At 28.8% G+C, this 21,272-nt stretch carries 21 protein-coding genes; 11 read left to right on the top strand and 10 right to left on the bottom strand.

The genetic code is table 11. The features are described from left to right. Positions 1 to 175 precede the first annotated feature (175 nt). From IPM32_07355 to IPM32_07375, 5 genes are all read left to right on the top strand, one after another. Entirely contained in the window at positions 176 to 1,519 is a 1,344-nt protein-coding gene (locus IPM32_07355) for a NapC/NirT family cytochrome c (protein ID MBK8945078.1), read from the top strand. 12 nt (positions 1,520 to 1,531) lie between these two features. Beyond that, positions 1,532 to 2,701 (top strand): hypothetical protein, encoded by a 1,170-nt coding sequence (locus IPM32_07360; protein MBK8945079.1) that lies wholly within the window; start codon positions 1,532 to 1,534, stop codon positions 2,699 to 2,701. Positions 2,702 to 2,718: 17 nt separating this feature from the next. Continuing rightward, positions 2,719 to 3,492 (top strand): HAD hydrolase-like protein, encoded by a 774-nt coding sequence (locus tag IPM32_07365; GenBank protein MBK8945080.1) that lies wholly within the window; start codon positions 2,719 to 2,721, stop codon positions 3,490 to 3,492. A gap of 135 nt (positions 3,493 to 3,627) precedes the next feature. Next, positions 3,628 to 4,017, top strand: a complete 390-nt coding sequence (locus IPM32_07370) for an energy transducer TonB (protein MBK8945081.1) — start codon at positions 3,628 to 3,630, stop codon at positions 4,015 to 4,017. A 16-nt stretch (positions 4,018 to 4,033) separates the two neighbouring features. Further along, the gene (locus tag IPM32_07375) at positions 4,034 to 6,130 is read left to right on the top strand and encodes a methyl-accepting chemotaxis protein (GenBank protein ID MBK8945082.1); all 2,097 of its coding nucleotides are present in this window, start codon (positions 4,034 to 4,036) and stop codon (positions 6,128 to 6,130) included. Between the two features lie 2 nt (positions 6,131 to 6,132). On the opposite strand, the gene coaD is transcribed toward IPM32_07375, so the two are convergent. Genes coaD through hrcA form a run of 8 tightly spaced genes read right to left on the bottom strand, consistent with a single transcriptional unit; the run spans position 6,133 to position 12,092 of the window. Next, the gene (gene coaD / locus IPM32_07380; protein ID MBK8945083.1) at positions 6,133 to 6,645 is read right to left on the bottom strand and encodes a pantetheine-phosphate adenylyltransferase; all 513 of its coding nucleotides are present in this window, start codon (positions 6,643 to 6,645) and stop codon (positions 6,133 to 6,135) included. A gap of 32 nt (positions 6,646 to 6,677) precedes the next feature. After that, a complete protein-coding gene (rsmD, locus tag IPM32_07385) occupies positions 6,678 to 7,223 on the bottom strand; it encodes a 16S rRNA (guanine(966)-N(2))-methyltransferase RsmD (GenBank protein ID MBK8945084.1) in 546 nt (181 codons plus the stop codon). Next, complete coding sequence (gene pilM / locus IPM32_07390) at positions 7,220 to 8,134, bottom strand: pilus assembly protein PilM (protein ID MBK8945085.1); 915 nt, start codon at positions 8,132 to 8,134, stop codon at positions 7,220 to 7,222. The genes rsmD and pilM overlap by 4 nt, the downstream gene beginning before the upstream one ends. Positions 8,135 to 8,141: 7 nt before the next feature. Further along, on the bottom strand, positions 8,142 to 8,699 hold the full coding sequence (locus IPM32_07395; protein ID MBK8945086.1) for a hypothetical protein: 558 nt from the start codon (positions 8,697 to 8,699) through the stop codon (positions 8,142 to 8,144). 24 nt (positions 8,700 to 8,723) lie between these two features. Further along, entirely contained in the window at positions 8,724 to 9,239 is a 516-nt protein-coding gene (locus IPM32_07400; protein MBK8945087.1) for a helix-hairpin-helix domain-containing protein, read from the bottom strand. Between the two features lie 26 nt (positions 9,240 to 9,265). Next, on the bottom strand, positions 9,266 to 10,390 hold the full coding sequence (gene dnaJ / locus IPM32_07405; GenBank protein ID MBK8945088.1) for a molecular chaperone DnaJ: 1,125 nt from the start codon (positions 10,388 to 10,390) through the stop codon (positions 9,266 to 9,268). 38 nt (positions 10,391 to 10,428) lie between these two features. Further along, complete coding sequence (locus IPM32_07410) at positions 10,429 to 11,025, bottom strand: nucleotide exchange factor GrpE (GenBank protein ID MBK8945089.1); 597 nt, start codon at positions 11,023 to 11,025, stop codon at positions 10,429 to 10,431. Between the two features lie 23 nt (positions 11,026 to 11,048). Then, complete coding sequence (gene hrcA, locus IPM32_07415; GenBank protein ID MBK8945090.1) at positions 11,049 to 12,092, bottom strand: heat-inducible transcription repressor HrcA; 1,044 nt, start codon at positions 12,090 to 12,092, stop codon at positions 11,049 to 11,051. A 181-nt stretch (positions 12,093 to 12,273) separates the two neighbouring features. On the opposite strand from hrcA, the gene IPM32_07420 reads away from it, so the two are divergent. The 4 genes from IPM32_07420 to prmA are packed head-to-tail and all read left to right on the top strand — an operon-like array spanning position 12,274 to position 16,943. Further along, a complete protein-coding gene (locus tag IPM32_07420) occupies positions 12,274 to 13,269 on the top strand; it encodes a phosphoribosylformylglycinamidine cyclo-ligase (GenBank protein MBK8945091.1) in 996 nt (331 codons plus the stop codon). Between the two features lie 27 nt (positions 13,270 to 13,296). Continuing rightward, positions 13,297 to 14,655, top strand: a complete 1,359-nt coding sequence (locus IPM32_07425; protein MBK8945092.1) for a YchF/TatD family DNA exonuclease — start codon at positions 13,297 to 13,299, stop codon at positions 14,653 to 14,655. Then, a complete protein-coding gene (gene dacB, locus IPM32_07430) occupies positions 14,655 to 16,088 on the top strand; it encodes a D-alanyl-D-alanine carboxypeptidase/D-alanyl-D-alanine-endopeptidase (protein ID MBK8945093.1) in 1,434 nt (477 codons plus the stop codon). Before IPM32_07425 ends, dacB begins: the two co-directional genes overlap by 1 nt. A gap of 12 nt (positions 16,089 to 16,100) precedes the next feature. Continuing rightward, positions 16,101 to 16,943 (top strand): 50S ribosomal protein L11 methyltransferase, encoded by an 843-nt coding sequence (prmA, locus tag IPM32_07435; GenBank protein ID MBK8945094.1) that lies wholly within the window; start codon positions 16,101 to 16,103, stop codon positions 16,941 to 16,943. Here the strand turns inward: prmA and IPM32_07440 are convergent. Together IPM32_07440 and IPM32_07445 are read right to left on the bottom strand one after the other, a co-directional pair. Continuing rightward, entirely contained in the window at positions 16,940 to 17,368 is a 429-nt protein-coding gene (locus IPM32_07440; protein MBK8945095.1) for a MarR family transcriptional regulator, read from the bottom strand. The genes prmA and IPM32_07440 overlap by 4 nt on opposite strands. Before the next feature lie 16 nt (positions 17,369 to 17,384). Continuing rightward, positions 17,385 to 18,059, bottom strand: a complete 675-nt coding sequence (locus IPM32_07445) for a M48 family metallopeptidase (GenBank protein MBK8945096.1) — start codon at positions 18,057 to 18,059, stop codon at positions 17,385 to 17,387. Positions 18,060 to 18,141: 82 nt separating this feature from the next. On the opposite strand from IPM32_07445, the gene IPM32_07450 reads away from it, so the two are divergent. Together IPM32_07450 and menD are read left to right on the top strand one after the other, a co-directional pair. After that, a complete protein-coding gene (locus IPM32_07450; GenBank protein ID MBK8945097.1) occupies positions 18,142 to 19,560 on the top strand; it encodes an isochorismate synthase in 1,419 nt (472 codons plus the stop codon). Continuing rightward, the gene (gene menD, locus IPM32_07455) at positions 19,538 to 21,271 is read left to right on the top strand and encodes a 2-succinyl-5-enolpyruvyl-6-hydroxy-3-cyclohexene-1-carboxylic-acid synthase (protein ID MBK8945098.1); all 1,734 of its coding nucleotides are present in this window, start codon (positions 19,538 to 19,540) and stop codon (positions 21,269 to 21,271) included. Before IPM32_07450 ends, menD begins: the two co-directional genes overlap by 23 nt. Position 21,272: the final 1 nt, after the last annotated feature.

Below are 21,272 nucleotides of genomic sequence, written 5' to 3' on the forward strand. Positions count from 1 at the left end.
TCGTAATTGTTAAACAACAAATATTATTTAGATTGAATCTACATAAACATAATCAAATAATTTTTACGGAGCAAGTTTGAATAAATTATTCACCCAAATGCTTTATATACTAAATTAAGAGTTGACTATCTTTTTAATAATTATTAAGTTAACTTATAAATAAATGGTGGTGAAAATGAGAAAACCAAAGTTGTTCTGCATTTTACATTTTTGCTTTTCTGTTATAATTTATTCTCAAACAAGTACAAAACACGGTGAATTAAAATATGAAGATTTTAAAACGCCGGAGTTCTGCGGAGCTGCTTGTCATTCTGATTTTTATCAGCAATGGAAACAATCAATGATGTCAAAATCGTATACGCATCATTGGGATGAGATTGAATATTTTAAACTTGCTGTTCCTCATGCTGAGAAAGATGAAAAAGTTGCAGAAGTAAAAGATGGATGTAACGGATGCCATGCACCAATTTCATATGTTGCTGGAGATACGCCTCCGCCAAAACCGGAATTTAATTCAAGAGCCAACGAAGGAGTCTCTTGCGAAGTTTGTCATAGTATTTCCGGATTTGAAGGGGACACTCCTTATAATTTTAATTATATAATGAAACCCGGAAAAACAAAATTTAGCGGTAGAGGAAATGGAATACAATCTCCGGCACATGAAATTTCGGTTACAGATTTGCATCGTTCCGGTGATTTTTGCGGCATTTGTCATAATGAAAAAAGCCCCTATGGAATTTGGGTTAAATCAACACACTTGGAATGGAAAGAAGGACCTTATTCAAAAGAGGGAGTTCAATGTCAAGATTGTCATATGCCAAAAGGAGAATCAATAATTGGAGCAATGGGAAATAAATATCCAGACTCTCGCCAACATTTATTTCATGGGGCTCACGATCCGGGAAAAGTAAAAGGAACAATTGAGTTGAGAATTCATCCGGATATTGAAGAAGCTGAACCCGGTGAAACTGTAAAATTTACAGTTGTTTTGTTTAATCAAAAAACCGGACATAAATTCCCAACCGGTTCTGTTGAAGATAGAATTGTTTGGCTTCAAGTTGAGGCATTTGACGAAACCGGAAAAACATATCATATACCTGTTGATAAAAAAGGTTTTGATGGAGAAGAATATACAATTTCATCCGATGTAAATGCTTATCAAGATATGGGAATTGCGCTTGCAAACCCTAATTTTGAAGGGGTTAAACGCGATGATATACAAATTGGAAATAGAATTTTTAGAATGCCGTATTTCGATCCTCAAAATAGAATGACGATTCAGCAATGGAATACAGCATCTCTTGGAGTTGATTACAGAATTGGTCCACGAGAAACAAAAATCGAAACTTTTACATTTAACATTCCGGATAATATTTCTGAAGGCAAATTAAAAATTAACGCAAAATTGTATTATCAAAAATTAATTTCTTCCGTTGGTAAATTACTTAATGTTCCCTCTGAAGAATACGAACCGTTATTAGTAAATGAGCATTTTACAACTATAAATATTATTGATTAAGGAGTTTATAAAATGTACACATTTAAAAAAGTTTTGATGGTAATATTTTTTATTACAATTTCTGCAATAGAAATTTTTGCAATTCCAGCTTTTGCAAGAAAATATAAATTAAGCTGCCAAACATGCCACTCTCCAATGCCAAGTTTAAAACCATACGGTGATGATTTTGCCGGAAACGGATTCAGATTTCCGGAAATGCAATCAACAAGATATTTTGTTGAGACCGGTGATGATGAACTTTCGCTTATAAGAGATTTTCCAATTGCAGTTAGATTGGATCTTCATATGAGTCTAAAAACCGATGAGCAAAATCGTGGATTGGATTTGCAGTCGCCATATTTAGTTAAACTTTTATCCGGCGGAGAATTATCAAGTAAGTTATCATATTATTTTTATTTCTATATGAACGAACGTGGTAAAGTTGTTGGAGTTGAAGATGCTTATTTAATGTTTAATAATTTGCTTGATCAAGATTTTGATATTTATTTTGGACAATTTCAAATTTCAGATCCACTCTTTAAAAGAGAGTTAAGACTAACTTTGGAAGACTATCAAGTTTACAAAATGCATGTTGAAAACGGTTCAACAAATTTAGCTTATGATAGAGGAATTATGTTAACATACGGACTTGAATCCGGAACAGATATTATTTTTGAAATATTAAATGGTAACGGAATAGATGAGGCTGATGCAATTAAAAACTTTGATAAAGATAAATATAAAAATTATTTTCTAAGAGTTTCTCAAGATGTTGGCGAATATTTGAGAATTGGAGGATTTGGATATTTAGCAAAAGAGGAATTAGATAATATTTCTGAAATAAATGATAATGTAACAATGTTTGGTCCCGATTTAACTTTGGGAAATGATAAAATTGAATTTAATCTTCAATATATGTGGAGAAAAGATTCTAAAGCAATTCATACTTTTATAAATGAAAATGTAAAAACTCATGGCGGTTTGGCAGAAATAATTTATAAACCAAAAGGCGATGAAAGTAAATGGTATGCAGTTGGTTTATTTAATTTTATAAATTCTGATTTGGATTATTTGGATTACAAAACTTTAGCGTTGCATGCTGGATATTTATATAGAAGAAATATCAGAATGGTTGCGGAATATAAGTATGATCTAAATGAAAAGTATAGTATGTTCAGCGTTGGAATGATTTCAGCGTTTTAATTTTAGGAAAGTAAAATTTGCAATTATTGCAAAAACCAATTTTAATAGATTTAGATGGTGTTCTTAGAATAGGGAACAACATTGCAGAATTTGCAGAAGAATTTTTGAATTTTATTGAATCAAATAAAATTCCCGCTTGCATTTTAAGTAATTCTTCATTATTCACTTCAGAGCAAATTGAGAATTATTTTTCTTCGAATAATATTGAAATTAATATCCCAATTATTACTGCTATTGACTCCGCTTATGATTATTTAAAGAGAAGATATAAAAAAGTTGCAATATACACTTCGGAAAATGTGGTTGCAAAATTTTCAGAATTTTTGGAATATGAAAATCCCGAAGCAGTTTTAATTGGCGATATTGGTGAAAATTGGAATTATAAATTAATGCAGACAGTTTTTGAGTATGTAAGAAGTGGAGCAGAATTAATTGCAGTTCATAAAAATAGATTCTGGAATTTTCCGGGAAAAGGAATTCAACTTGATGCTGGAACATTTATTCATGGGATTGAATTTGCAGCATCAACATCTGCAACAATAATTGGGAAACCTTCTAAAATTTATTTTGAATCAGCATTAAGAAAAATTGGATTTGATGAAAATACAAAATTTATAATGTTAGGCGATGATTTGGAAACTGATATGTATGGCGCAAAAAAAATCTATGCCGAAACAATTCTAATTCTTACCGGAAAAACAAAACTTCCAATTCCAGAAAATTTGAAAATTTATGTCAATCACATTGCAGAAAATTTACTGGATGTAAAAAAAATATTAGAAAATGTATAATGAGATTTTTAATAATTTATTTCGGAAAACCATTTACAACAAAATTTTACCGTTCGCAACAAAATAAACTCTCATTTTAAACTTCGAGCCAATATCCTCGATTATTTCTTACTGAAAAATTATCAAGGGATATCTATGAATAAAAAATTAATAATGTTTCTTTTAACAGCTTTTTTGCAAATCTATGCTGTCGATAACAATTTTGTTAATATACAACAAAATGATGAATATTTAGCTTTTGCAGAACAAATGCCAGAACCGGTTGGAGGTCTTGAAGGAATTTATAAATTAATTAAATATCCAGAATTAGCTACAAAAGCTGGAGTTCAAGGAAAAGTTTATGTCCTAGCATTTATTAATGAAGATGGAAAAGTTGATGATGTAAAAGTTGTTAAAGGAATTGGAGCTGGCTGTGATGAAGCAACTGTTGAAGCGGTTAAAAAAAGTAAATTTACTCCAGGAAAATCTGCCGGAAAAAATGTAAAAGTAAAAATGTCATTACAAATTCAATTCAAGTTGACGTAAAAAACTAGGACAAATTATGATTGACTTCATAAAAAATTTAAAATTCGTACGTAAAATTCAGTTAGGATTCTTATTACTTGGCGCAATTTCAACATTTATTGCGTTGAGTGATATGTACCAAATAAATAAAATGAAAAATTCAAAAGCAGCTTTATACACTGATTTTATAACTCCAAAAGAATATATAGATGATTTATACAGCGAATTTCAGAAAGCACAATTTATAATGCTTAAACTTTCGATTCAGGAATTTTCGTCTGATTTCTCTAAAAATATTTCTGAATATAATTCACATAAAGCAAAAATTGATGAATATATTGATACACTTCAACAACAAACATATAGTGATAGTCTTCAGAAAAAATTTGCTGATATTAAAAATGTTTGGAATGAATATAAAAACATTGTTGCCGATGCAATAATTAGCGCTTCTGCATCCGGAATGTATGATATGGCTGCAGTAATTTCAACAACTTCCGGAGAAGAGTACGGATCAAAATTAGTTAATCATTTTGATATAATAGTAAACGAATTACAATTGCAATCTGAAAAATTGAATGCACAATTTTCAAAAGCGGAAGAAAACGCGCTTACATTTTTAATTGCCGGAATGATTGCGGGAACATTAGTTTTAATGTTCAGCGTTTTTATGCTTGCACCTAAATTAAGTAAGCCTATCAGCGAGTTTGTAAATATTTTCAATGAATTTTCACTGGGTAATTTTGAATTTGAAATTAAGAATAATTCAAAAGATGAATTTGGAAAGTTAATGGAAATTGCAGATCAGTTTAAATCAACTCAGCTTGAAAAAATAAGTGCCGCAAAGAAAATTGCAGAGGGAAGCTTAGAAAAAGTAAGAGAAGCTTCTGAAAAAGACAGTCTTGCAAAAGCATTTAATAGAGAAGTTGTAACAATTGAAAATCTTCTTGATGAAATTGATAAGATGCTAGAAGCAAATGAAAAAGGTGATTTGCAATTTAAAATGAAGTCTGAGAATTTTGAAGGCGGATGGCATAGAATTTTAGAAGGATTTAATAAAATTAGAAAATCTACAATTGAGCCAATAGATGAAGCAAGAAAAGTTTTAGCACTAATGGCAAACGGTGATTTTAGAACAAAGATGGTAGGAAATTATAAAGGTGACTATGAAAATATTAAAAACGATGTAAATAAAGTTGCAATTTCACTTAGTGAAATAATTGGCAGAGTTAAATTAAGTACCGAAGAATTAGCTTCATCGGCTAACCAAATCCAATCCAAAACTGTGGAAATGGCTGCTGGAGCTGGTGAACAAAATTCACAAACCAGTGAAGTTGTTTCTTCAATTGATGAAATGACGAGAACAATTACGGATAGTACAAAAAATGCTAGCGAAGCTGCAAAGACCGCTGAACAAGCCGGAAATAAAGCACGAAACGGCGGAAGAGTTGTTAAAGAAACCGTTGAAGGAATTAACAGAATTGCCGATGTTGTTATTAAATCCGCAGTTACTATTGAAGAATTAGGAAAATCTAGCAATCAAATTGGAGCAATTATACAAGTAATTAATGAAATTGCGGATCAGACAAATTTATTAGCATTAAATGCCGCAATTGAAGCTGCTCGTGCTGGCGAACATGGAAGAGGTTTTGCTGTTGTTGCAGATGAAGTTAGAAAATTAGCCGAACGAACAACTAGTGCAACAAATGAAATTAAACAGATGATCAAGAGAATTCAAGAAGATACTTCCGGAGCAGTTGAAGCTATTGAAATTGGCAAGTTAGAAGTTGAAAAAGGTAAAACTTTAGCTGTTGATGCTGGAAATGCTCTTAAAGAAATTATTATGAATACTGATGAAGTAACAGCCTTAATCAATCAACTTGCTGCAGCTAGTGAAGAACAAAATGCTACAAGTCAGCAAATTGCTCAAAATGTTGAGTTGATTCAAACAGTTACACAACAAGCGACAGAAAGCACGGGACAAATTAGTGAATCAGCAGAAAATTTAAATAAGTTAACAGAAAATCTACAAGCGATTGTTAATAAATTCCAGCTTGATTACAATGATGATATTCAATATGAATATGGTGTAAAAGAAAAAGTTAAACCTAAATCAAAATATCATTATGTATAAAATTATTGATCTCTAATATCTTGTTTAGGTTGATCACTTTTATTGCTTTTATTTTTTAACATTGTATTTACAATTGGTGGTACAAAATCAGAAATATCACTATTGAATTGTGCTAAGTTTCTTACAATTGTAGAATTAAGATATGTATATTTTTCGTGTGGCATAAGAAAAACGGTTCGTAAATTTTCATCCAATTTTCTGTTCATCAAAGCCATTTGAAATTCGTATTCAAAATCACTAATTGCACGCAATCCTCTAATAATTCCAATTGCACCAACCTCTTTCGCATGATCAACAACTAAACCTTCAAATGAATCAACGTACACGCTTTTAAATTCCTTTAAACTTTCGCGAAGCATTATCAATCTTTCCTCAACAGTAAACATTGGCGATTTTATTGGATTTCTTGCAACTGTTACAACAACTTTATCGAACAAATCAATTGCTCTTTTTATAACATCAATATGTCCGTTTGTTACCGGATCAAATGTTCCGGGATATATTACTGTTTTCATAATTTTCTTTCGCTAAAATTTAATTATAATTTCTAATTTGAAAATTGATAAATCAAACTATCGCCTAATCTTTTTATTGGCTCCAATTTAAAGTTTTTTACATCATCATTTTCTGTTTGAATTGATCTTTCAATAATTAAAATTCCCTCTGGATTTAATAATTTATTTTCAATAATATTTTTATAAACCAAATAAATATCATCTTTGAAAAATGGCGGATCTGCAATTATTAAATCATATTTTTGATTTCCGTTTGTGCTTGTATATTTTAATGAAGTTATTTTAAAAACTTTACTAAATTCTTCAACTTTCAATAATTCAATATTTGCTAAAATATTTTTATATACAACAAAATTATTTTCTACGAAATGAACTTCTTTGGCACCACGACTTATTATTTCAAATCCAAGTGATCCCGTTCCGGCATATAAATCACATGCAGTAATATTTTCAAAATCTAAAAAATTATTTAGGTAGTTAAAAATTGATTCTTTATTTCTATCTGTAGTTGGTCTAACCAAATCAGATTTGGGAAATTTAATTGTTCTTCCTTTTAATTTTCCGGCTATAATTCTCATGATACTAATCTAAGTGCCATACCCAATGCAGCATTGAATTTAACTGAATTTAAATTTTCTAAATTTTTAAAATGTGAAATATCTAATTTTAATTCTTCGAACGGATTTAAAATTTTGCAATTTAGCGAAGTTGAATTTTGAATATTATTAATTAACTCGTTGCTAAATAATGAACCGATAAAAATTATTTCAGAAATTTTATTTTTCATAAGATTTCTATTTTCTATTTCCGAAAATATATCATTTATGTATGTCAAAATTTCTGCTATATTTGAATAACTTTTGGATTTTGAAAACACAAAATTATTATTTGTAAAATATGAAGATGAGATATTTTTTTCGTCAATCCACAATGAAAAATAGTTTGATAAAGAACTATTATAAATCAATAAAGAATTTGCCGCAATGCTTGAAATATCAATTGATTTTAAAATAAGATTATTTCTAGTACAAAACTTATGAATTCTTTTTAGCAAATCTTTTTTTATTGCGTAAATAAGAAATCGGTGGAAAGGTTGATAAGTTGGCGTTTCTAAAATTATTTTTTGAAAGCTATATTCTTTAATATTTTCCGTGGGAAAAAGTTTAGAAAATTCCCAATTGATATAATCAATAACATCATTTTTGGTAAGATTTTTATCAATAGGAATTTCATAAATTTTGAAGAAATTATTTGGTAAAGAAATTTGAACTTTTGAAGCAAGAAGAGGTTTTCGTAAAATTATTTCATTATATGCATTTTGAAGAATGTGGATGAATTTTGGTTCCTTGAGGTTTTCATCTAAATTATCCTCAAAAAATTCTTCATCAACATTCTCCAAAAAAATTTTGTTTTGCTTATAATTTATCTCAACTAATTGAATTGAAGTATTAGAAATATTAATACCAACTTGATTAGTTAAGTTAGTCATCCAAATTTTATTCCCAAGAAGCGGAATGTTTTTTCTTTATGTTATCTTTTTCGCCAATTGTTCCATATCCATCTGGGCTTTCAATAAAATAATTTGCACCAATTACAGTTGTAGTATCAATTTTAATTATATCACCACGAACATTTATTACAGTATCAACAGTTGTTACAGTATCAACTTGGAGTAAAAATGGTTTGTGAGATTTTGGTGAAAACATTAAAGAATCGGCTGCAAATAAACCATCCGACAAATTTTGAAATGGGTTAGTTGATTTGTTAGTTAAAGAATCAATTCCATTCATTGCTGAAATTACACCACTATCACTTTTAACAAAATTAACCAAGGCAGATAAATCGTCTGTAAAATTTTTATTTTTCTTTTCCCATAAGATTTGAGCTTGTCTTAAATTTCCCATTCTTAAATGAGATTCGGTAGAATAATATTTTTCTTGATCAATGAAATCGGTTGGATCAATTATAGCTACTTTAACTAAAATAAAAAGCAAAATTGCGATAACTACATACAGCGCAGCATGTATATACCATGGTTCACTCTTTTGATTCATTTTTCCTCCGGATAATAGAATTTCTTATTTTTCGATATATAAATAATTTATAATTTTATTGAATTTCTTTTTACCAATTCCTTTCACGTCCATTAGCTCATCAATTTTTTTGAAACCTTTACGAGAGTTTCTTAATTCAACAATTTTTTCGGCAGTTTTTGGACCTATTCCAGGCAATTTTGCAAAATCAAAAACCGAGGATGTATTTATATTAATAATACTCTCCGGTAAAATTTTTGCGATTTTCTTATTTGAATCTAATTTCTTTACACTAAAATCTGAAAGTTCTAGGTCAGAATCAACTCTTTTTTCTACAATTTTGGACTCATATTCTAAAGTTTGCTGTTCAAGTTGAATTACTTTATTTAAACTATCAAAAAAATTAAAATGATATTTTTGCTTTGGATTTTCTGAAATTTTAAAATTCGTAAATTTTACTGATAAACCAAGCAAAAGAACTATTAAAATAAATGCTCCGGATTTAATTTCTTGAGCAGTTAAACTTAGCTTAAGTGAAATAATATTTAAGTAATTTTTCAAAATAAGCTCGAAAAATTGAATTATAATTATTTATTCGTAATACCAATATTTGGCATTTTCCCCAATTCTTTTAGTAATTCTTTTTCTTTTGAATTTATTTTTTCCGGAACGTGAATATTAATTCTGACTAATTGATCTCCCGATCCATGCTGATTTAAATGAGGAATTCCTTTTCCCCGCATTTTTAAGAATTTTCCGGGCTGAGTTCCGGGTTCAATCTTTAAACTTGCTCTTCCGTTTATTGTAGGAATTTCAATTGAAGTTCCCATTACAATATCTGGAAAACTTAAGAAAAGATCATAAATTAAATCATCTCCATCTCTAAGAAAATGTTCATGCTCAATTTCTTGAAAAACAACAATAATATCTCCAGCTGGTCCGCCATTTTTTCCGGCATTTCCTTCGCCGCGCATTGTCATATAACTATTATTTGTAACGCCGGCTGGAACATTTACTTTAATTTTTGTTTCTTCGTATACTCTTCCATCGCCGGAACAAGTTCTGCAAGGATCTGAAATAATTTTTCCGGTTCCTTTACAATTATGACAAACTGAAATATTAACAAATTGTCCAAAAATTGATCGGGAAACTTCTCTAACTTCACCGGCACCATTGCAAACTGAGCAAGTTTTAAATCCGGAACTACTATTTGCGCCGGTTCCGTTGCAGTTTGAACATTGTGTATGCTTTTTAATTTTAATTGTTTTAGAAACTCCAGAAGCAATTTCTTCTAAAGTTAATTTTAACGATACTTTTAAATCAGAACCTGGCGTACCGGTTGAACTTTGTCTTCCTCTTCCAGATCTGCCGCCGGTGTTGAATAAATCATCAAAAATTGATGAACCGCCAAAACCACCACCAAATATATCTGAGAAATGACTGAAAATATCATTAACATTTTGATAACTATGGAAATCTTGTCCGCCTCGCAACCCGTTGTGACCAAATCTATCATATTTTGATCTTTTTTCAGAATTGCTTAAAACTTCGTATGCTTCGGCTGCTTCTTTAAACTTTTCCTCTGCAGATTTATCATCCGGATTTTTATCGGGATGATACTGCATTGCCAATTTTCTATAAGCTTTTTTTATTTCATCATTTGTTGCTTCTTTTGAAACCCCTAAAATTTCATAATAATCTCTTTTACTCATTTAAATTCCTTTTTTAACAAAATCAATTCTTAAATATACTATTCTTCAATCTCTTTACTTACAATAACTTTTGCATGTTTTATAACTCTATCTTTATAAAAATATCCCGGATCAACTTCTTCAATTACTGTATTTGGAGGAACGTCTTTTGACGGTTGCTGAAGCAATGCTTCGTGAAATTCCACATTAAATTCTTGACCTTTTGCATCAATTTTTTTTATTCCTTGATCATCCAATGTTTTTGTAAATTTATCAAAAATTAATTTTAAACCTTCTTTAACCGAATCAAAACTATCTTCACCCAAATGCTGAACTGATCTATTCAAATCATCATAAATAGGAAGAATTTTTATTATGAAAGATTCTGCTGCGTATTTCATCAAATTTAATTGATCGTTTTCAGTTCGGCGTTTATAATTTTCAAATTCTGCAGCTTTACGTAAGAGTAAATCTTGAAGAGATTTTATTTTCTCTTCATAATCTGCAATTTTATTTTCTATAACTTTTTCAGTTTTTTCTTCATTTTCTTCAGAATTTATTTCTTCTTTTGAATCAATAATTTCTTCATTTGCTTCTTCATTTGTTTCAACTTTATTTTCTAATTCTTCATTATTTTCTTTTTGTGTTTCGCTCATTAATTCCCTCAAGTTTTTAAAATTTATTTATTAAAAATTTTTGACAATACTTCTGCCATTTCTACAACTGCTGCAATTGTGTGAGAATATCTCATTCTTTTTGGACCGATAATTCCAATACTTCCGGCAACTTGTCCAATATTATATTCTTTAATAATAATGCTGTAATCATTTAGTTTTTCTTCTTTACTTTCACTCCCTATTGTAATAGAAACTTCTCCGGAATTTCTATTTACGTTTTCATCCATAAAATGAATTATAATATCTTTATCTTCAATCAACTCAATAATACTGCTTAATTTTTTATGATCAATAAACTCAGGTTGAGTTAATAAATTTTTTGTGCCCGTAATTATTGAATCTTCGTTTGAACGAATATCTGTAAAAATTTCCGGAACTGAATCTAAGAAAACTCTAATTACCGGTTTGAATTCCGAAGCCGAAACACTTTTTATTCTTTCATTTATTGTATCCCTAATTTCAGAAAATGTTAAACCGGAAAGTCTTTCATTTAATAATCTTTCAATTGTTTTTAAACTTTTTCTATCAAATCCACTATTTATTTCCAAAGTAATTGTTCTAATCATTCCGGAATTTATTGTGATTACAACAAGAATTCTGGAACTTGAAACTTCTACCAAACGTAATCTTTCTAAAATTGCATTTCCAAATTTTGGATAACTAACATAGGCAAGCTGATTTGTCAAACTACTCAAAATTGATGAAGTTACTTTTAAAATTTCATTTGTATCAAAATTTAATTGCTCAAGCTGAGATTCAATAAAATCAACTTCTGTTTGATGTAATTTTGGTGAATCCATTAAAGAATTCACATAATATCTGTAACCTAAATCAGTTGGAATTCTTCCAGCAGAAGTATGCGGATGACCGAGCAAACCGGTTTCTTCCAAATCCGACATAATATTTCTAATAGTTGCCGGAGAAAATCCTATTCCAAATTTCTTGGAAAGATTTCGTGACCCAACTGGATTTGCAGTTAGAATAAATTGGTGAATCACATATCTTAAAATAGATTTTTCGCGTTCTTTTAAATCAGCTGTATTCATTTAAATAAAATTGAAAAAATAAACTTATAAAGTTATCAAAATCCTAAAAAAAATTCACTTATTTACGTTAAATTGAATATACAAAAAATTATCGTTTTGCATCATTTTACTTTATAATTATAATTGTTGTTTCAAAAATTTTGAACGTAAAAAACTTAAAATAAATAAGGAACTAATTAGATTGAAAAATAGCTACAAAGATTCCGGTGTTGATATAAAAGCTGGCGACGAAACAGTTGAAAAAATCAAAACTTTGGTGAATTCTACATTTAACAAAAATGTGCTTTCCGGAATTGGACATTTTGGCGCGTTTTACGAAATTGATTTGAATGAATGTAAAAATCCGGTTTTAGTTTCAAGCGTAGATGGGGTTGGAACTAAACTTAAAGTTGCAATTGATGCAGGAATTCATAATACGGTTGGGCAAGATTTGGTAAACCATTGCGTAAATGATATTGCGGTTTGCGGTGCAAAACCAAAATATTTTATGGATTATATGGCTTTCGGAAAATTAAATTCAGAAGTTGCAGCGGAAATTGTTGGTGGTTTTGCAAATGCTTGTAAAGAAAATAATGTGGCATTAATCGGTGGCGAAACTGCAGAAATGCCCGGACTTTATAATGAAAAAGATTATGATTTATCCGGAACGATTGTAGGAATTGTTGATAAATCTAAAATTATTGATGGAAAAAATATTGAAAAAGGTGATTTGTTAATTGGATTTGAATCAAACGGATTGCATACAAACGGATATTCGCTTGCGAGAAAAGTTTTATTTTCAAAATTTAATCTTGATGAAAATATTTCAGAGTTAAATTCAAATTTAAAAACCGAATTGCTGAAAGTTCACAAATCATATTTAAATATTATTCAAAACCTAATTCAAAATTTTGAGATAAAAGCATTTTCACACATAACCGGCGGGGGAATTATTGGAAATACCAAACGCGTTGTTCCAAAAAATTTATCAATAAATATTGATTGGAACTCGTGGGAAATTCCCGCAATTTTTAATCTCATTCAAAATACCGGAAATGTTGATGATGAAGAAATGCGCATGGTTTTTAATATGGGAATTGGGTTAATTGCAATTATTAATAAAAGTGTTTTAAATGAAATTCAAAATCTGTGTAAAAGTTTAAACGAAAGCCCAATTGTAATTGGAGAAATTTCTTAAACTTTTTAGGTTTAGATTGGAGTAAAAATGTTTGTTGATATGCACGCTCATTTATTTTATCCAAATTTTGATGGAGAAATTGAGCAGATTATTGATAGAGCGAAGCTTGCCGGTGTTAATTATATTTTAGTTCCGGGAACTGATTTGGGAACATCGAAAAAAGCTATAGAATTAGCCGAACAATTTGATGAAATCTATGCTGCAGTTGGTGTTCATCCTCATGATACAAGGGAATGGAAAGATTCAGATTTGGAAATTTTAGAAGAATTTTCCAAACATCCAAAAGTTGTTGCGATAGGTGAAATTGGATTGGATTATTATTATGATTTTTCACCCAAAGAAATTCAGATCAAAGCATTCAAAGCACAAATTGATTTAGCGTTAAAAGTTAATAAACCAATAATTGTTCATAATAGAGAATCCAACGAAGATATTATGACAATTATTAGATCTTATTTGAATACAAATTTAAAATGTCATTTTCACTGTTTTGCCGGAAGTAAAGAAGATGCTGCAGAGCTTACGGCTATGGGACATTACTTATCTTTCACCGGAAATATTACTTTTAAAAAAGCTGATAATTTAAGAGAAATTTTAAAAAGTATAAATCTTGAAAATTTATTATTGGAAACAGATTCACCTTTTATGACGCCGGTTCCTTATCGCGGACAAAGAAATGAACCTTCGTATATTCCATTAATTGCAGAAACAATTTCAGAAGTTCAAAATGTTTCTATTGATGATGTTTCGCGAATTACTAATTATAACGTTTATCGCCTTTATGGTATTGGAGAAAAAGCTAAAGTTAGTTTCACATATAAAATTGGAAATTCACTTTACATAAATGTTACAAATAGATGTAATGCCGATTGTGTTTTTTGCGATAGAAAAGGCGAAGCCGTGATGAAAGGTTATAATCTGAAAATGAAAAAATCGGAAGAACCAGAAACTGATGTTTACATAAATGAAATTGGTGATCCAAAAAAATATAAAGAAATAGTTTTCTGCGGATACGGTGAACCAACAATTAGATGGGATGTTGTAAAACAAATTGCAAAATATGTAAAAGAAAATGGCGGAAGTACAAGAATCAATACAGACGGGCATGGAAATTACATTAATAAAAAAGATATTACTCCGGAGCTTGCTGGAATAATTGATGTAGTTTCTATTAGCCTTAATTCTACTGATCCAAATCAATATGCAGAGCTAATGAGAGTATCTCCGGAAATGCACAAAGAAATGATTGATTTTGCTCAGAAAGCTAAAAATTATACAAGAGTTGTTTTATCAATTGTTGGTTTGGATGAAGTAGATAAAGAAAAAGCAAAAGATTTTGTTTTAAATAAAATTGGTGTTGAATTTAGAGAACGTGAGTATTTTTAATGAAAAAAATAACAGAATTTCTTTTAGCATTTTTGATTTTTTCATTTCCAATTTTTGCACAAGAATTTAACAAAGAAATTGAAGAAGAAATCAATGAAATATTTGAAGATGATTTTTTTAAGTCTTCCATGTTGGCTGTTTCAATTTATGATTTAACTGATGATAAATTGCTCTATCAGAAAAATGAAAAACAACTTTTAACGCCCGCATCAAATATGAAAATTTTAACCTCCTCTGCTGCATTGGAATTTTTAGGTTCAGATTATTCATTTCAAACTTCTGTTTATCATAACGGAATAATTATGGATTCGATTTGCTACGGAGATATTTTTGTTAAAGGCGGATTTGATCCAGAATTTTCAACAGATGATTTAGATACATTAGTTTCAAAAATTATTAGTTATGGAATTAAAGAAATACGAGGAAATATATACGGCGATGTTTCAAATATGGATTCATTATTTTGGGGAAATGGCTGGATGTGGGACGATGATCCTTCATCTGATTTTCCATATTTAACTCCGTTAATTATAAATGATGCTTGCGTGCAGATAGAATTTGAGCCCGGAGAATTAAATAAAGAAGCTAAAATTAAAGTTATTCCCGAAACAGATTTTTTTGATATATCAAATACTTCGGTTACAACAAATAATGAAACAGAAAAATTTGAAATTACCCGCGATTGGCAATCACGCGGAAATGAAATAATTATAAAAGGTGATTTACAAATAAGTGCAAAAAAAGATACTTCTAAAATAAATATTGTAAATCCGGAATTTTATTTTTTGTATCTGCTAAAAGAGAAATTAGAAAAACAAAATGTTGAATTTTTAGGGAAATTAGATACCGCAACAACTCCGCAATTTGCAAAAAATATTTACACTTTTGAAAGAAAATATAAAGATGTAATTGTAAATCTCAATAAAGATAGTGATAATCTAAATGCTGAAATGACCTTACGCGCATTGGCGTTAAAGAATTTTGGTAAACCGGCATCTGCAGAAAATGGAATAAAAATGATTGATAGTTTAATTAATCAATCTGGTTTAAATTCAGATAATTATGTACTTGCGGATGGTTCGGGAATTTCTCGTTACAATTTAATTTCAGCGGAATTATTAGTTACATTATTAAAATATATGTATCAAAATTCTAAAGAGAATTATGAAGTTTTGAAAAACTCTTTTCCAATTTCCGGAATTGATGGAACTTTATCAAATAGAATGAAAAATACTAAAGCTTATAAAAATGTAAACGCAAAAACCGGCACTCTAAGCGGAGTAAGTTCATTATCCGGATATTTAAAATCTGCTGATTCACATGAAATTGCATTTGCAATTTTAATTCAAAACTTTGTTGGAAGCTCAAAATCTGCAAGAAATTTTCAAGATAGAATTTGTACAATTTTAAGTGAATTAAATTTGCAACAATAGTAATTCGGTAAAATGAAAAATTATAAGCAATATATCGTTAAAGCCAATCCATTTAATATTGATTTAATTTCCGGGAATTTGTGGAATTTAGAAATTCTTGGAATAAATGAATTTGATAATTATTTAACAACTTTTGTGTATGAAGATTCTGATTTGACAGTTGAGAAAATTGAAGAATCATTAAATGAATTGAAGCAGCAAAATCTAATAAATTCTTTTTCTGTCGAAGTTGAAAATGTTGAAAGTAAAAATTGGAATGAAGAATGGGAAAAGAAAATTAATGTTATAGAAGTTTCGGAGAGATTAGTAATTAAGCCATCTTTTAAGGAATATTCATCTAAACCAAATCAAATAATTATAACTATTGATCCGAAAATGTCTTTCGGCACCGGAGAACATCAAACAACCAAAATTGTTCTGCAATTATTGGAAAAATATGTTGATAAAAAGAAAATGGTTCTAGATATAGGAAGCGGTACCGGCGTTTTGGGAATTGCAGCATCGAAACTTGGAGCAGAAAAAGTAATTTGTATTGATAATGACGAATGGTGTTTTGAAAATGCAAATGAAAATGTTGAAAAAAATAATGTTACTAATGTAGAAATAATTAATGGCGAAATTAATAAAGTAAAAAATCAAAAATTTGATTTGATTTTGGCAAATATTAATAAACATATTTTACTAGAAATTCATTACGATATTAAGAATATTTGCACAGAAAATGGTATTCTAATTTTAAGTGGTTTATTAGAAACAGATTATGATGAAATAAAAAAGCAGTATACCCAAATTGGGTTTACTGCTTTAGAATTCCTTCAGAAAGATGAATGGATAGGAATAGTATTCAAAAACTAAGAAGCTAATTTTTCCAATAAAGCTGTTAATTGTTTCATCTCAACTTCTGATAATTTTTTAGAAACTTCGTTGAGACTTTTAACATGTTCAGGATAAATTTTATCTAGTTTTTGTTTTCCTTTTGGAGTTAACTCAGCATTAATAACTCTTCGATCTGTTTTTGAATGAACTCTTTTAACAAGATCTTCTTTTTCCAAGTTATCCATAACGCAAGTTATATTAGCTCCGGTAACCATAAGCTCGTCGCTAATTTTCTTCAAAGGAATTGAACCATTTTTCATCAAAACATCTAAAACGCCAAATTGTGGAGAAGTTAATTTTTCAGCACCAAGGTGTTTTGATTGTACTTTTTTTAACTTATCATGGGCTTTTCCCACTAAGTTATAGAGCTCAACAATCTGTTGCTCTTTTGTTGATTTTGCCATAGAACCCCCTTCTAGATTATAGGATAATTTTATTTAATTCTTTCCTATATATATTATAATTTGGTATTATACCCTTAACCAGCTTCCAGAATTTCACCGAATGATTCATCTCTTTAAGATGACACAGTTCGTGAACAATTACATAATCAATAACTTTGTGATTAAAATACATTAGTTTTATGTTAAATGACAACACTTTTTTTGCCGAACAACTTCCCCAGCGTGTACTAAGATTTTTCAGCTGAATTTTACTGAATTCAAAATTTCCAAGTTTTGCAATTTTTTCAACTCTTTGGGGGATATAACTTTCAGCTTGTATTTTCAACCACTTAAAGAACAACTCGTCATCAGAAAATTTATCATTTATGTTTTTCTGAACTACTAATGTATCATTTTCTAATATATATTTCAAGTTTTTATTATTGACATATTCTTTTTTAATTAAATCAATATTATTACCTAAATAATAATATTTATTTTTCTGAGATTTTAAATCATTGATTTTTTTTGTAATCCATTTCTGGTTAGCAAGTACAAACTTTTTTGCCGCAATAAATGAAACATAATTTGGAAGGGAAACCTTTATAACCCCATCTTTATTAATCTTAATTTTAATATTACGTGCTGATTCATATTTTCGCATTTCGTATTTATACGAAATGCTATTAATTTCTATTTCTTCTTCTCTCATATATAGTTATAAATTTTGTTGAAAGCTCCGTAAATTAAAATTATATTACTTATTCAAACTATAAAAATTCATAAAAATTATTGTGCGGCAAAATATAAAATTATTCGAGAAAGAATTAATAAATTTTTTCAATTCTTCAAGAAATTTATTTGAAAATAATGGTGAAAATACACTTTTTAGTTTTCTATTTAAGTTAGATAATCTTGAAATATCAAAATTTACTGATTCAAAACTTTTAGAAGATAAAATTTTCTTTTATTGGAGAATTTTTAGCGAAGATGAAGAATTTCTGGGAATAGACCCAATTTATACAATTTCAGCAAATGGTGAAAACCGATTAATTGAAACAAATCTGCAAGTAAACAAAATTTCATGTAATTTAATTTCAAATTGGAATAAACAAGATTTTAATAATATTCCCATTTTTTTAGGCGGAATAAAATTTGCTCCCAACCAAAAAAGTGAAAGATGGAAAGATTTTAATGATTCCGATTGGTTTGTTCCTAAAATTTTATTTCTTAAAAACTCTAATGGAAATTTTATTATTTATAATTTCTGCAGTTTAAATAATTTTAGCAATTCCGAAATTGAAATAAAAAAATCTATTGAATTTTTGAAAAATCTCTTTATTGAAGAAAGGGAAGAAATTCTACCAGCAAAAATTGATGACCCAATTTATTCAAATTCATTTAATATTTGGCGATCCCAAATAGAAAATGCTCTGCAAAACATTGGTGATGGAAATTTTGCAAAAGTTGTACTTTCCCGAGAAGTTAATTTTAAACTAAATAATTATCCAACCATTTCTTATTTGTTGGATGAACTTAGTGCAAAATATCCAAGATGTTATGTTTTTACTTTCAAAAAGGGAGATTCAATTTTTATTGGAGCTTCACCTGAAAAATTAGCAAAATTTTCTGATGGCTGGATTGAAATTGATGCTCTTGCCGGTTCTGCACCAAGAGGAAAAAATCTTGAAGAAGATTTTAATTTTGAGCAATTTTTGTTGACAAGTGAAAAAAATTTGAATGAACAGCAATCGGTTGTAAATTTTATTACTGAGCTGATTAAAGATATATCAGAAGAAATTTATTTTAACAAAAAACCTATAATTAGAAAATTACCAAACATTCAACATTTATGGACACCAATTAAAGCTAAATTAAATAATGACTTTAAACTTTTTGACGTACTTTTAAAACTTCATCCAACTCCGGCAATTTGCGGAACTCCGTGGGATATTGCACAAAATTATATTTTAAAAGTTGAAAAACATGATCGCGGATTATATACGGGAAATATTGGTTGGTTTAATTTAAATGGTAATGGAGAATTTGCTGTTGCAATTCGTTCTGCTTTAATTAAAGAGAAAAATTTGTTTGCTTATTCTGGTTGCGGAATTGTGGAAGGTTCCGAACCTCAGTCTGAATTTGAAGAATCCGAAATAAAACTTAAACCAATATTATCACTTTTTGTTGATGAAAAAGTTTATCAATCGTAATTATTTTTGGTCAAGTTTATTTGTTGAAAAACTTTCCAAATTCGGAATTCAGCATGTTTGCATTTCACCCGGTTCGCGAAATACTCCACTAACATTGGCTTTTGCAAATCATAAAAAATTTAAAAAATATATTCACGTTGATGAAAGATCTTCAGGATTTTTTGCATTAGGAATTTCTAAAAAAATAAATAAACCGGTTGCAATTGTTACTACATCCGGAACTGCTGTTGCCGAACTTTATCCGGCAATAATTGAAGCTTATAATCAAAGAATTCCATTAATAATTTGTACTGCTGATCGTCCGGAATATTTAAGAAATACTGGAGCAAATCAAACAATAAATCAAGAAAATATTTATAAAAATCATATAAGATTTTTTTGTGATTTTGGCTTGCCTAGTTTGGAAAAAACTGATTTAGAAAATTTTTGCTTTAAAATTGATGAAGGAATTTTTACCGGAAGTAAAAATAATATTGGACCAATTCATTTTAATTTTCCGTTTAAAAAACCACTTGAACCCGAAACTTTTAGCGATGAAATAATTTTCAATATTTCTGATTTTGTTCAAGAAAATAAAAATTATCAAATCAAATCAAAATTAATTTCCAACCAATTGATTTATGTTTCTGATAAAATTAAGCAATCACAAAAAGTATCTATTTTTTTAGCATGGGATAATTTTGATAAAGAATTTTATGATGAATTAATAAAATTTTCTAGAAAAAATAATATCCCAATTTTTGCAGATGGCACAAGCGATTTAAGATTTGTAAAAAATAAAAATGAAAATATTATTATAAATCATTCAGCATTTTTACAAAACTTTAATGACGATACAGAAATAATTTTGCAATTCGGAAATGCTCCGGCTTCACAATCTGTTCTAAAATATTTGGAAAACACAAAAGCGAAAAAAATCTCAATAAATAATTTTGGCGATTTAAAAGATCCATCGCAAAACAAACCATTAATAGTTGAGAATGATCCTAAAGAATTTTTAGAATTTTTGAGTAAACAAAATTTAAATTCACAAAACAAAATTGAGTGGAAAAAGGAAATTATTAATCTTGATAGAAAATCAGAGAAAATTAAAAATAAATTTTTACAAAATTCTAAAATAAATTTAGAACCATATTGGCCAAATGAATTGTTAAAGATAATTCCAAACAATTCAAATTTATTTATCAGCAACAGTTTACCGATTAGAGATTTCGACTATTTTGCATCAAAGAAAAAAAATAATTTAAAGATTTTAACAAATCGTGGTGCAAGTGGAATTGACGGAATAATTTCAACTGCTTCCGGAATTGCATCTCAATCAAAAGAAAAAACATTTTTGGTTCTTGGTGATTTGGCATTTTACCATAATTTAACGGCACTTTCTTCACTAATTGAATTTAAAATTCCTCTAATAATAATTTTGATAAATAATATCGGCGGTGGAATTTTTAGTATGCTTCCGGTTGCAAAAACCAAAAATCATTTTGATGAATATTTTAATACTTCATTGAATTTAAATTTCTCGAAAATCGTAAAAAGTTTTGGAGGAAATTATTCAAATCCAAAATCTTATAAAGATTTTCACGAAAAAATAAAATCTTCAGTTCTTTCTAAAATATTTTCCGTTATTGAAATAAAAACAAATACCCCAAAATCCATCGAATTGAGAAAAAAATATTGGCAGAAAATAAAAGAAGAAATTAATTCTTAAT

The organism is Ignavibacteriota bacterium (assembly GCA_016716225.1).
GTDB lineage: Bacteria > Bacteroidota > Ignavibacteria > Ignavibacteriales > Melioribacteraceae.